General features: G+C 53.2%; 6 protein-coding genes and 1 pseudogene. 6 read left to right on the top strand and 1 reads right to left on the bottom strand.

Annotated features, from left to right (window positions below; genetic code table 11):
- Positions 1-54 precede the first annotated feature (54 nt).
- From traD to repA, 4 genes are all read left to right on the top strand, one after another.
- Positions 55-2,214 (top strand): type IV conjugative transfer system coupling protein TraD, encoded by a 2,160-nt coding sequence (gene traD, locus ACMGGE_RS22760; protein WP_420290682.1) that lies wholly within the window; start codon positions 55-57, stop codon positions 2,212-2,214.
- Positions 2,214-7,418, top strand: a complete 5,205-nt coding sequence (gene traI, locus ACMGGE_RS22755; RefSeq protein WP_420294208.1) for a conjugative transfer relaxase/helicase TraI — start codon at positions 2,214-2,216, stop codon at positions 7,416-7,418. The genes traD and traI overlap by 1 nt, the downstream gene beginning before the upstream one ends.
- 116 nt (positions 7,419-7,534) lie before the next feature.
- On the top strand, positions 7,535-8,071 hold the full coding sequence (locus tag ACMGGE_RS22750; protein WP_420290680.1) for a phospholipase D family protein: 537 nt from the start codon (positions 7,535-7,537) through the stop codon (positions 8,069-8,071).
- 257 nt (positions 8,072-8,328) lie between these two features.
- Complete coding sequence (gene repA, locus ACMGGE_RS22745) at positions 8,329-9,201, top strand: plasmid replication initiator RepA (RefSeq protein ID WP_420290679.1); 873 nt, start codon at positions 8,329-8,331, stop codon at positions 9,199-9,201.
- A 136-nt stretch (positions 9,202-9,337) separates the two neighbouring features.
- Here repA and yefM read toward each other — a convergent pair.
- Positions 9,338-9,588, bottom strand: a pseudogene (yefM, locus tag ACMGGE_RS22740) (YoeB-YefM toxin-antitoxin system antitoxin YefM).
- Between the two features lie 1,173 nt (positions 9,589-10,761).
- Between yefM and ACMGGE_RS22735 the strand changes: the two are divergent.
- Together ACMGGE_RS22735 and ACMGGE_RS22730 are read left to right on the top strand one after the other, a co-directional pair.
- Positions 10,762-11,079: a helix-turn-helix domain-containing protein gene (locus ACMGGE_RS22735; RefSeq protein ID WP_420290689.1), complete on the top strand. Its 318-nt coding sequence runs from the start codon at positions 10,762-10,764 to the stop codon at positions 11,077-11,079.
- Positions 11,072-12,337: a type II toxin-antitoxin system HipA family toxin gene (locus ACMGGE_RS22730; protein ID WP_420290678.1), complete on the top strand. Its 1,266-nt coding sequence runs from the start codon at positions 11,072-11,074 to the stop codon at positions 12,335-12,337. Before ACMGGE_RS22735 ends, ACMGGE_RS22730 begins: the two co-directional genes overlap by 8 nt.
- The last annotated feature ends 877 nt before the right edge of the window (positions 12,338-13,214 follow it).

Here is a 13,214-nt window from a genome sequence, read left to right as displayed (position 1 = left end):
ATAGCCCTGTTCCTCTGCTTGTTAATTCTTAATCTTATTTTACTCAGGTCTATTATGAGCTTTAATCCACGCGATTTAACGCAGGGTGGACAGGTGTCGTTTATGCGCCTGAAAATGTTCCTGCAGATAAATAATATCATCTCGTATTACGTCATTGTATTCAGCGTCCTACTGATGATGGCTATACTCTTTATCCGTATTTCGCTGCAAAACCTGATGAACGGCATTATCTATTATGCCGCGAAGATGATTGCGCCGTTTATGAAAAACTCCGCCACGAAAGAAGTCTTCACCATCCGTTATTACGAGGACTCGTTTCGCTATACCCCTGACCAGGTGCTGTCAGATGCTTACACCACATATTGCGGCCAGTTGCTCAGGCAGGAACTGGCGATTGCCGGCTGCGCCACGCTGTTCGTCGCTTTTTTCATGACCTTTGCGACTTACTGGTATCTGGGCCAGACCGGGCGCAAACAAAGCGAGGACGAAGTTATCGGTGGACGTATTCTGAATGACGACCCGAAAGAAGTGACCCGGTTGATGAAAAAACGCGGTGAAGCCTCCGATATTCGGATCGATGCGCTGGCGCTGAAGAAGGATGCGGAGATCCAGAACTTCGCCATGCACGGGACGGTCGGCTCCGGTAAGTCGACGCTGATGCGTAAAATCCTGCGCAGGCTACGTGAACGCGGCGATCTGGTTATCATCTATGACAAAGGTTGCACCTTTATCGAAGATTTCTACGACGAGAGCCGCGATAAGGTACTTAATGCGCTCGATGAGCGCTGCCCCAACTGGGATATGTGGGAAGAATGCCGCACTCTGCCTGAACTAGAGAACGTCAGCTCAACGCTTATTCCCTCCAGCTCAGGTGAAGACCCGTTCTGGCAGGGTAGTGCCCGCACTATCTTCGCGGAAGGTGCCGAGCGTATGCGGCATGATAAAGACCGCTCCTACAATTCCTTCCTGCGAACAATGCTGGCCATCAAGCTCGATCAGTTGCGATCGTTTCTCGCCGGAACGCCAGCTTCCACGCTGGTTGACGGCAAAATCGAGAAGACCGCCATCTCGATCCGAAGCGTGCTGACCAACTACGTGAAGTCCCTGCGCTATCTCCAGGGCATCGATAAGCCGGGTCGTGAAAAGTTTACCATCCGCGACTGGATGAAAGGGCAGGCGGATAGGACCCAGAACGGCTGGTTGTTTATTACCTCCGACGAAGAGCACCACGAATCCCTGAAGCCGCTTATCTCCATGTGGCTCAGCATCGCGGCAACCAGCCTGCTGGCGATGGGGGAAAACCGTGAGCGTCGCGTCTGGTTCTTCTACGACGAACTCCCGTCACTGCACAAACTCCCGACGCTACCGCGCATCATCGCGGAAGCCCGTAAGTTCGGCGGCTGTTTCGTGCTGGGCTTTCAGTCCTACGCGCTGCTGGAAGAAACCTACGGTCCAAAAGCGGCCGAAGGGATGTTTGATCTGCTGAACACCAAGTTCTTCTTCCGTTCGCCGTCTGCGAAGGTGGCGAAGTTTGTTGAAGAGGATATCGGTGAAACCCGCCGCAAGACCTTCAGCGAGCAGACCAGTTTTGGCCATGAGCAGGTGCGTGACGGTATCTCTTTCGGCAAGGACGAAGAGCGTATCAATATCGTCAGTTATTCCGACGTCCAGTCCCTGAATGATCTGGAGTGTTTTGTCACCCTCCCGGGGGACTATCCGGTAGTGCGCCTGAATATGAAATATCAGGGGATGCCGAAGAGGGCCGAACCGCTGCTGATGCGCGACCTCAGGACCAGCCTCGACCAGGACATCGAGAGTGAGCTGGAGGCCCGTGATGATGCATATCGCCGTCAGATGGATGCCCTGTTCAGTCCGGATGCGCAGTCTCGGACCGTCGTAAGTGAAACCTCTCAGCCCGCCTCATCCGTACAGGCACCAGTCTCTCCGCCCGCCGCTGCACCGGTGAATCAGTCTGACGCATCGTCTGTTACCGCTTCCGCTGTTGCGGGCAGTGCCGGGGGCGGTATGCAGCCGGAGCTGCAGCATGAACACGAGCTGCCTGCCGGCATGACTGAGGACGGAGAAATCATCGACTTTGCTGCATACGAGGCGTGGACGCAGCAGACCGGACACACGCAGGAACAGGTCCGCCGTGAGGAGGTGAATATCAATCACCCTCGTGAGCACGGCGATATGGAATGGGAGAATATCTGATGCTGTCAGTTTCACCGATTAAGGGGGATGCTGGTTATTACAGTAAGGAAGATAACTACTACGTTAGTGGTTCTCTTGACGATCGCTGGGTGGGTAAAGGGGTTGAGAAGCTTGGCCTGAATGGCAGGGTTGATTCCCCGACGCTGGATGCCGTTATGGCCGGCAAGCTGCCCGATGGTTCAGATCTGTCCCGGATGTCCGGCGACAGGAATATGCACCGTGCTGGCTACGATCTGACGTTCTCGGCTCCGAAGGGAGTTTCAATGGCCATTCTTATTGGTGGGGATAAGAGACTGCTGGAAGCGCACAACCGCGCAGTGGAAATTACCATGCGTGAAGTGGAAAGCCTGGTGACGGCACGTATAACGGATAACGGTAAAACAGAAACGGTATCGACAGGAACGATGGTAGCCGCGCTGTTTAATCATGATACGTCGCGCGATCTCGAGCCTCAGATCCACACGCACGCACTGGTGTTCAACGCCACCTTTGCGGAGGGTAAGTGGCGTTCACTGGCCAGTGACCCGAAGATGAAAACCGGCTTCAGTGAGGCAGTCTATGGCAATAAAATTGCCATCGGAAATATCTACCGTACCGTACTGCGCGGTGAAGTGTCCGGTATTGGCTATAAGACAGAAGACGTTGGTCCCCATGGCTTATGGGACTTAAGAGATGTTCCCACCGATGAATTCTCCTCCAGAAGTACCGCCATCCGTGAAGCTGCGGGGCCGGATGCCTCCGCAAAATCCCTGGATATGGCGGCCCTCGATACGCGCAAACCGAAAAGCTGGGCAGACGCAGACCTGCTGGTCAGAAGCTGGGAAAACCGGCTCGCTAAGCGGGATTTCGACATGAAGGATTATGTGGCGAAAGCCACTCAGCGGGAGACTATGGGGGGAGTCGCTGTGAATGCCCTTTCACGCGGTTCCGATGTGGCGCTGGCTGTGAGTGAGGCCGTTTCGGCGCTATCGGACAAAAAGGTCCAGTTCACGATGTCCGAGCTTCTGTCCGCGACCGTAAACCGCCTGCCTGCAGTATCCGGTGTCTTTGAACAGGCACGAGCTGGTATAGACCAGGCCATTGAACAGCAGCGGCTAATTCCGCTCGACCGTGAGAAAGGCATCTTCACCTCCGATATCCATCTCCTCAACGAACTCAGCGTGCAGCAGCTGGCGAAGACGATGGTGCGCGAGCAGCGCACTGAAGTCTTTGCGGACCGTTCGGTGTCGCGCACTGATGTTGCCGGTGATGCGGTGTCCGTTTTGGCCCAGGATCGCAGCGCGCTTGCGGTGATGTCCGGCAAGGGTGGGGCGCAGGTCCAGCGCGAGCGTATCCTTGATGTAACGCAGATGGCCCGGGAGCAGGGGCGCGAAGCGGTGGTGCTGGTTTCCGATCGCCGAAGCGCGGCATTTCTGGAGCAGGATGCTCTGCTTGAGGGGTGCATGATGCACCGCACCGGCCTCAGCGCCGAAACGGTATTTCCGGCGCACAGCACGCTGATTGTGGACCAGGCGGAGAAGCTGACCCTGAAGGAAACCCTCCTCGTGCTGGAGAAGGGGCAGGCTGCGAACGCGCAGGTGGTGTTTATGGACACCCAGAACCGGGCGGGAACAGGTAATGCGCTCTCGGTGCTGAAAGAGGCGGACGTAGCGCAGTACCGTTTCTACGGCGGCAGGCAGCCGGAGGTGACGCTGGTCAGCGAGCCCGACAAGCGCACCCGCTTTGCTGACGTGGCGAAGCAGTATGTCAGCGCCGTGGCATCAGGTCAGGACGTGGTCGCCCAGGTGGACGGGCCGCGCGAGCAACTGGCGCTGACGGAGGCAATCCGTGAAACCCGCCGCGAAGCCGGGGAGATTGGTGCGCGTGATACGACGATTAACGTTATTGAGCCAGTGTGGCTGGACACCAGGTCGCGTAAGCAGCGTGATAACTATCGCCCGGGCATGGTGATGGAGCAGTGGAACAGCGAGAAGCGAGAAATGGTGCGCTACAGCATTGACCGCGTGGCGGACAAAACTAACTCTCTGGTGCTGGTCAACGAGGCCGGTGAACGTCTGGTGCAAAAAGTCACCAAACTGGACGGCAGCTGGAGCCTGTTCCGCGCGAAAACCCTCGACGTGGCGCTGGGGGACGAACTGCGTGCGCTGGGGCGCGATGCCAGAGGCGATATTAAAGCGGGTGAACGCTACACCGTGCAGTCCACCGGGGACGGTAAGCTCATCCTGCAGGCCGGAGAGCGCAGCGTGGCGCTGGATACTTCCCGCGCGCTTAAGCTCTCACACAATTATGTCGAAAGCGTGGGCAGCAGCGTCAGCGCAGACCGTCAGGTGCTGGCCCTGCTGCCCGGGAAGGGGCTGACGGCGGACGCACTGACCCGCCTGTCGCGCAGCGGGAGTGATATTCGCGTCTTCACTCCGCTTGAGCAGGTTCAGGCGGAAAAGCGTGTGCTGGCAAGCCCCGTCGTGCGTCTGGCCAGCGAGCGGGTGATGGATTCTACCGATGCCGCGGATTTGTCCGGGGCGATAGGGGCGCGCCGCGAGCAGCTGATGTCACCTGCAGAGCAGGCTGTAAGCCTGGCCGTGCCACTGTCGCAGAACGGCAAAATCCAACTGTCGCGCGTCAGCCTGCTGTCCCATGCACTCGCCTCCGGCGTACCCTTTGCTGATGTCAGCGCGGAAATAGAGCGCCAGACGGACAACGGCACGCTCGTGCATCTGCCGGTGGTGTCCGGGGCTGGGACTGACTTGCTGGTTCCTCGCGCCGCGTATGAGATGGAGAAAACCATCATCCGCACCATTGCGGAAGGCAAAGAGGCCGTTGCACCGCTGATGGCTGAAGTACCTGAAGCTGTACTTAACGGCCTGACGCAGGGGCAGACGGCGGCCACGAAGCTGATACTGGAAAGCACCGACCGCTTCCTGGGTGTGCAGGGCTATGCGGGCGTCGGGAAAACCACTCAGTACTGCGCCGTCATGAGGGCCATCAGGATGCTGCCGGAAGATGAACGCCCGCGGGTTATTGGCCTGGGACCAACCCACCGCGCCGTCAATGAGATGAAGGGAGCCGGGGTGCCGGCACAAACGCTGGCCAGCTTCCTCAGCGAAAACCGCCAGGCGCTGCTCAATGACGAAAAGCCCGACTTCAGCAACACCCTCTTCCTCACCGATGAAAGCTCCATGATTGGCAACCGCGATATGGCCGAACTGCACCAGATTGTGGCCGCAGGGCGCGGACGCATGGTATCAAGCGGCGATGAAGCCCAGCTGCAGCCGATTGCTGCGGGTACCCCGTTCCGCCTGATGCAGCAGCGCAGCGCCGCCGACGTGGCCATCATGCAGGAGATTGTGCGTCAGACCCCAGAGCTGCGACCGGCGGTCGAGAGCGTGATTGCGGGCAGGGTGGCGGAATCACTGGAGCGTGTGGAGGCCTTAGCGCCGGCACTGGTGCCGCGTAAGGCCGATGCCTGGGTGCCTGAATCATCGGTGATGGAGTTTAAAACCGGGAAGCCCGGTAGCGGTGACGGTAAGAATGACTCTGCCGTGGCTGTGGTTGCTGATGCCGGCCGACCCGCTACGGTGATTGACGCCATTGTTCAGGACTGGCGAGGGCGCACCCGCGAGGCGCAGGAGCAGACGCTGGTCGTGGCCCAGTTGAACGCTGACCGTCGGGCCATCAATGAAGGCATTCACCAGGCGCGACTGGAAGACGGTGATGTGGGTAAAGAGGAACGCCGTCTGTCCGTTCTGTCACCGGTGCGCGTGCCCGATAATACCCTGCGCTCGGCTGGCGGATTCGCGCGCTATACGGGCAAAACCGCGATGATGAACAACCAGTACTACACCATTGCAGGTGTCGATAAGGAGAACGGGGTGGTGCATTTCCTTGGTCGTGAGGGGCAGGAAGTCATGATCTCCCCCCAGCAAAACACCGCTCAGGATATCTCTGTTTATGAAACCCGGGAGATTGCTGTTAGTGAGGGAGATAAGGTGCTGTTTAACCGCACGGATACTGAACGCGGCTATGTGGCCAACGATGTCTGGCAGGTGATCGGTTTCACTGAGAACGGCGGGGTAAAATTCGGACGCAATGAAGAGGAAAAGGTGCTTTTCCCGGATGCGGAAGATGCCGACCGCCACGTTGACCTTGCCTATGCGGTGACGGTCAACGGTGCTCAGGGGGCGAGCGCGAAGCTGGTTATTGGTCTGGCGGGTACGGAAGGGGGGCGCAAAATGCTGGCTTCGCAAGAGTCCTGGTACGTGACATTGTCTCGCGCCGTACAACATATGCAGACCTATACGGACGATACGGCTGCCTGGGTGAAGCAGATTGAACGGGCGGAACAGCGCCTGTCTGCCCATGACATGCTGCATCAGCAGGGCGATACGCAGGCAAAAACTGCCAGCTGGCTGCTCGATATGGCGGTCGGGCTTGAGAAAACCGGCCTGGGTCGTCAGGTACTCAACACCGTGCAGCTGGCCGGTAACACCATGGCCAGCTTTATCGGTCCCGGGAAAAAGTATCCGGCCCCGTACATGGCGCTCCCGGTCTGGAACCAATACGGGAAAGAACGCGGTGTACTGATGACAGAGATCCGGCTGGGTGAAGAGGGGCGGCATCTGACGCTCGGTGACGAACAGCGTCTGCTGGGTGCGGAAGATGCGAGGTTTGCCGGGCTGCAGTCCAGCCAGAACGGTGAAACGCTGATGGCGGATGATTTTGCTCAGGCGCTGCAGCTGGCGCGCAATAATCCGGAGAGCGGGGTGGTTATCCGCCTCAGCAGTGATGACATGCTGCTGAATCCGGGGCGTCTGACGGGCGGTAATTTCCCGGAAAGTGAACTGGATGGTGATACTGCGGCCGCAGCTGTTAAAGAAGACGAACCGTTACCGCTACTTCCTGAAAAAGAAACGACGGCTAATACCGATCCGGAACTGTCAGCCCTTCAGGCTGCAGCAGAACCTCAACCGGAAGAAATCTTCGGACCCATACAGGAGTCAGACCCGGTATATATCCTCCCCGAAGAAAAGCAGACGCCTGATGTTCGTGTGGATATTATCGACCAGAAAGCGCAAATGGCCATTGAGCAGGTGGCCACTGAACTGGACGGTAAAGAGATGCGTGACGTGACACATCGGCTGCTACAGCAGGAGCGGGAGTGGGTTCCTGAACGAGAGCACAGTCTCGAGAAAACGTTCGAAGAGTAGATTCTCCTGTCGCCATCAATTTCCCAGTTCAGTTCATCCTGGTACTTAGCGTTAAGACCGTAACTTTTTACAGTCTTTCTTTATGTTTCACCCCAAACAATATCGAGATTGATCGCATGAGCTTATTGCAAAAGCTATTGATGCATGGACTACTGTGCCTGAGTATGCAAGTTCATCCCGTCATTGCTGCACCTACAATTCAGGCCGGTTTTTCACCTGAAGGCAGCGCTTTAATCCTCGTAATACAGACTATCGAGCGTGCACAGCACAGTATCTCCCTGATGGGATACAGCTATACGTCTCCTGAAATAACGAAAGCACTTGTAAGGGCGCATAAACGCGGCGTTACGGTCAGGATTATCCTTGATGAAAAAGCTAACAGAAATCAGCCCAGTCGGTCAGCGATAAACCTGCTTGTAAATGCAGGCATACCGCTTCGAACGAACAATAATTTCGCCATCATGCATGACAAGGTGATGGTTGTAGACGCAAGTACGTTGCAAACAGGCTCGTTTAATTACACAAGGGCAGGTGCCCGCAAAAACTCAGAAAACGTGCTGGTCATTCATGGCATTCCGGAGCTGGCCCAAACCTACCTTAAACACTGGCAGTCACGCTGGGATACCGGTACAGACTGGAAATCATCTTATTAAAAGAGGTTATCTGAAATAGTTCAGCATGTGCAGACATGCCCCAGTATTACTCCCCGGTAAGCATTATTTCGCCAACCTTTAGTCTCGTTTCAAACAAAAGGAAAACCCCGTTTATCACTATCCTGTCCGGGAAGAAAAACGGGGTTTAGGCGCATGCGTTCAATAAACACACAACATGGAAATGTTAGCGTTATGCCTTATACTTCACAAGGTTTTTATGCTTCTATCGATCGCACCTGCTTGAATCCGGAGGTCAAATGACACTCCGGAGTACGACAACATCCCAATATGTCCAGGTAAAAAATCCTTTCCCGGTTTTCACCATCCCTTGTCAGAAAGGAACTGAGCGACCAAAGAGAACATTACCTTTCAATAAAATGCTCATGCAAAAAGCCACAGATTTTACCCAATCCTGGAACTTCACACTTCTGGTCACGTTGTCACGCGCGAAAGGAGCAAGGCAGCGTCGGCCACCTGTACTTCGGTGTCGGGCAATAGATGCACTCATTCAGGGAATTTGCTTCCATTACGATCCTCTTGCCAACAGGGTGAATGCAACGATGACCACGCTGGCAAGCGAATGTGGCCTTGCGACGGAAACAAAGAGCGGAAAACTATCTATTAGCAGGGCAACGAGGGCGCTTCAGTATCTTGCTGAGGAGCTGGGCATCATTACATACCAGACAGAGTTTGATCCGGAACTGGGATGTTATTTACCAACTAACATCACTTTTACAGGACTATTTTTTGAGTCAATAGACGTCTCTGAAGAGGCTGTGTCAGCCGCCAGGAAAAGTCGGGCTGAATATAAAAACCTGGAGCGAGCGAAAAAAGGTAAGCAACGCCTATCATTGGATAAGCTGGTTTCTCTGGCCTGGAACGCATTCAGGGAACGCTTTAAAGCCTACAGACTCATGCGTAAAGCACATGGGGAGAAACGGGCCAGAGCGAGAAGAGAAGCTGGCTTGAGCTATCACGAAATCTCCGCGCTTGTCAGAAAAGAACTGACTCGGGAGATTGCCACCGGGAAGTATCCAGGCAACTTACTGGCGGTTGGTAATGAGATAAAAAGGCGGGTAAAGGAGAGAATGATCCTTTCGCGGACAGGGGGAACTGGCCTGCTTTGCTAAGATGAGTGTGGTGGATTGTAATGTTCAGATGTCAACATTTGGCCAAATCATGCCGTTAATTCGACATCAAAGAGTGCCAGCGAGGGCGATGACGCTTGATAGCTTTCATCCCACTTCTTTTCAGACCATCTAATCTTCACTCAATGATATTCCATTTTTTCCCACCAGTAGCTTTTAGGCTCTCGATAGAATTCATCAGGCGTTTGGCATTCGCTGGTGAGCGCATCAGGTATGCGGTTTCCTCGAGAGCACTGTTGTCATCCAAAGACTTCAGAATGCAAGATTCACCATCCTGGAGTGTGATGATCACCGGCGCACGATCCTCTGTCGTTTGAAGGATAGTTGCTGATAAATTTTTTCGGGTTCGCTGTAACTTATTACACGCAAGGGTAACTCCCGATACGTTGTACTCATTATTGAACAATCCATGAGGTGTAATGCTAAGCCCGACAGCAAAGCGTACAAGGAAATCCTTGCTGTCTAAAGCAGCACCTCAAGCTTACTGAGGATGAATATGCTGTTTATGATGCGTTGCGCAGATAGACAGGAGTGAGACAAAAAGAAACCGCCGTAGGTTGGCGGTTTCCTCCCCGAGCTGTTAGGAGCAGCGCGGTCAAGCCATAAAGACTCGTAAGTTGACACCCTCATTGTGTACGAACAATCGCCATTTATCAATATAACTGTGGTTGTATGCAGATTATTCTCATCTATGCCTTGTTACACATACCCTTTTTTTATATTCTCGGTTCGTCAATTTCCGAGTTTGGGCGGACGTATTGAGGAGCAACTTTGAGACCGTTTTGGTCTCGATAGATAGGTTGAAGATACCAGCTGGCTGCGACAACTATCTATAGCTTGTGGAAAAGATTCTTGTTAGAAGGAGTCTTTTACCCCTGCTGAAAGCGAGACGTTATCGCTTAGATGTGCTCTCTATACACGGTCAATGGTCAGGGATTAGGAACCCCTGGTTGGGCTTGCCGGCGATCCCGTAAAACCCGCTATGAAGACTCGTGAGTTGACGCTACTTGTCGTTGGCAAAGCGGGAAACTCAAATTAAGCAGCGCCACATAGCTCCAACAAAGGAGCGAAGAAATGAAGCATTCCATCTCAATGGTGGTGTTGCTCGTTGTTCTGAAGTCGTTCGTTGTTTCTGAGGGCCCCGGGATTAACATCTCCGGTAATACCTTTCAGATCAGCGTAATTACTCAGACCAAGTAACCCAGAGCCGTCCCTTCGGGGCGGCTTTTTTATCACATCAATTTTGTCATAAACAATAATATCCTGCGTTATGCAGGACTGGACTGCCCCCGCAACAGTTCAGAAGTCTCTAGATCATCTGTGGCGATTCAAGGTGCATCTGAGTGTATCCAAAATGATTTTCCCTCAGGATAAGATACGCTATTAACTTATTAATTTAGTTTGTTTTCTTCCTGTTTTGCTTCGCCATTCCGTTGCAAATTTAGCCGGAGTCTGGTAATCCATCGATGAAGGTGAATGTTTGTAGTATAATTCCAGTATAATGTGTCTTAAGTTGAATAATGAGAGATAAAACACAATATGTTGGATTTATCTTTGACCAAGCCAGATGAAATAGCCTCGCTTCTGTGTGACCGGTTGCGTAAAGAAAGGATCAACCAGCAGATGACTCAGTCCGAGCTGGCAAAGCGGGCTGGTATTGGTGTGAATACACTATCCAACCTGGAATCAGGTAAAAATACCAGTTTTGAGAATATTATCCGTGTAGCAATGATCCTTGGCCGGACTGATGAGCTGGAATCACTGTTCAAACCAAAGCTTGAAAGTCTGGACGATCTCCGCCGATATGAGTCCACGTTGACCCGGAAGCGCATCAGAAATAAGAGTATAAAAAATGATTAGTGTTGATGTTTTTTATGATGGCTGGGGAGAGCATTGGCGTTGGGGAACGTTAGCTACGACGACGGCGTTGACAGGGCGACCGGTAATCGTTTTCGAATATAGTCCAGAAGCACAAAAAAAAGGGCTGGAACTTGCAAGCTATACGCTACCGCTGGCTGGCCCGAAACTCCGAAGTAATTTCCCTCTTCATCAGTTAGGGCTTCCTGGGCCGGTTTACGACTCCCTGCCAGATGGGTGGGGGATGCTGCTCATGGACAGATTGTTTCGTAAACGCGGACTTAACATTGCAAGAATCGGCCCCCTTGAACGACTCACCTATATCGGCAGTAATGCTATGGGGGCTATGTCTTATAGGCCGGTATCACCAGATGTTACATCTGTTCAGGAAGATATCCCGGTTAGCCAGTTAGCTGCGGAGGTTCAGGAAGTACTGAAAGGTGAGGGAGGGGAGTTTCTCAACCGGCTCTTACTTATGGGGGGCTCACCACAGGGAGCGCGCCCAAAAGCTCTGCTGTATCGCAACTCTGTGACGGATGAGTTTACAACGATACCTTCACAGAAACTTGAGCCATGGCTGATTAAGTTTCCTGCCAGGCAGGAGCATCCCGAAGTTTGCGCTGTGGAAATGGTCTACTCTCAGTGCCTGCGAGAATGTGGGATTGAAACGCCAGAAACCAGGTATTTTGAATTACCAGGTGGACAAGCGGCTTTTGCAAGCCGGCGATTCGACAGAGAAAGAGAAATGAAAGTACCGATGCAAAGCCTCGCAGCCTTTACCGGTGCAAATTATCAGATCCCGGGCTCCATGGACTATGCAAACTTCATTAGAGCGACTCAGCTATGCACGAATGATATCAGGGAAAAAAAACGAGCATTCGAGCGTGTAGTGTTTAATGTCATCTTTAATAACCGGGATGATCATCCCAAAAACTTTGCCTATCTGATGTCTCAGGAGGGGAACTGGTCGCTTGCACCGGCCTTTGACATTACTTTCTGCGATGGTCCTGGCGGGTATCATCAGATGGATGTTATGGGGGAAGCGCTAGACATAGAACGCAAGCATCTGATTGCCCTTGGAACCCACGAGGCTGAGCTGGAGGTTACTCAGATAGCCGAGCTAATTGAGCGGATTTCATCTGTGGCCACCACATTTTCCGCGAAATGCCGTGATTTACTTCCCGAAAAAGTCACTGAAGATACAATCAGTTATATTCAAAATCGCATCAACGAAAATATTGTAGGTATGCAATCCAAATGAGTTATCACGGCCTCAAAAAAGAGGTCGTTTTCATGCAAACCACATCGAGAATTTCTTCTCCACACTTAACTGCAAGAGACCTTACAAATTAGCTGCTAACCGCAGCTCACCCAGGCTGCAAGTATTCTTTTAAACTACCTGTAACTGCATTCTTTTAAAAAGATTACCTGTTCATAGGTAGTTCCGGGAGTAAATGTAGTTACAACATCCTAAAGCACTATCTACGTTCACCACCTGAAGCCTCTCAGCAGTAACTGAAACTCAAAGCCCCTCTCAAACCACAATTTAGTCCTGCGCACAGCTGTAACACCTGAACCGGCACCCACCACTGAAAAGCCGCGCCGCCCGGGCCGTAGGCCCGGAACAACACCGCTTTTAATAATGGATGTTGTAACTATAAATCGGCGTCGCTGTGAGTTGTGCCGCTGCAGCATCAGATTACACGCTCGTAAGCGCCCTGAAGGGACGCTAACGCGGAGATACACCCCGACTGCGGCTGTGCCTTGTCGTGGCCACTCCGACCGCGCAAATCAAATTCGGTGACGCCTGACTGCGGGTTATAGCTTAGCAGGGCGAAGGGGTGGATAGGTGTTACCTATCAGGTACAGTAAACCGCAGATGTAACGGAGTACAGTGCTTCACCGGTAACCACGTCTGGCCAGGATGAACCCGCAGACTCAGGTATCCGTTCCGATGGCATCCCTATTCTCTGCGCCATCACGTAAAGGCGGCAGCAACAGATGCAATGAACACGCTATGGGCAACGGTAGCCAGAACGCGGCGAACTCCCGCAGCGGCATGGCACATGGCTTCGGTGATAATCGGCCTTTGATGTTTTAGCGCCTACAACCCAACAAATACCACATTGACACCAAAG

It is taken from the genome of Enterobacter sp. BNK-22, from assembly GCF_048684805.1.
Lineage (GTDB): Bacteria > Pseudomonadota > Gammaproteobacteria > Enterobacterales > Enterobacteriaceae > Enterobacter > Enterobacter quasiroggenkampii.
The sequence above is the reverse complement of the archived record's forward strand: the minus strand, read 5'-3'. Positions and strand labels throughout refer to the sequence as shown.

What these genes read in the sequence shown, in the direction of transcription:
- traD (WP_420290682.1), top strand. Translation starts at nt 55, where the DNA reads ATGAGCTTTAATCCACGCGATTTAACGCAGGGTGGACAGGTGTCGTTT.
- traI (WP_420294208.1), top strand. Translation starts at nt 2,214, where the DNA reads ATGCTGTCAGTTTCACCGATTAAGGGGGATGCTGGTTATTACAGTAAG.
- ACMGGE_RS22750 (WP_420290680.1), top strand. Translation starts at nt 7,535, where the DNA reads ATGAGCTTATTGCAAAAGCTATTGATGCATGGACTACTGTGCCTGAGT.
- repA (WP_420290679.1), top strand. Translation starts at nt 8,329, where the DNA reads ATGACACTCCGGAGTACGACAACATCCCAATATGTCCAGGTAAAAAAT.
- ACMGGE_RS22730 (WP_420290678.1), top strand. Translation starts at nt 11,072, where the DNA reads ATGATTAGTGTTGATGTTTTTTATGATGGCTGGGGAGAGCATTGGCGT.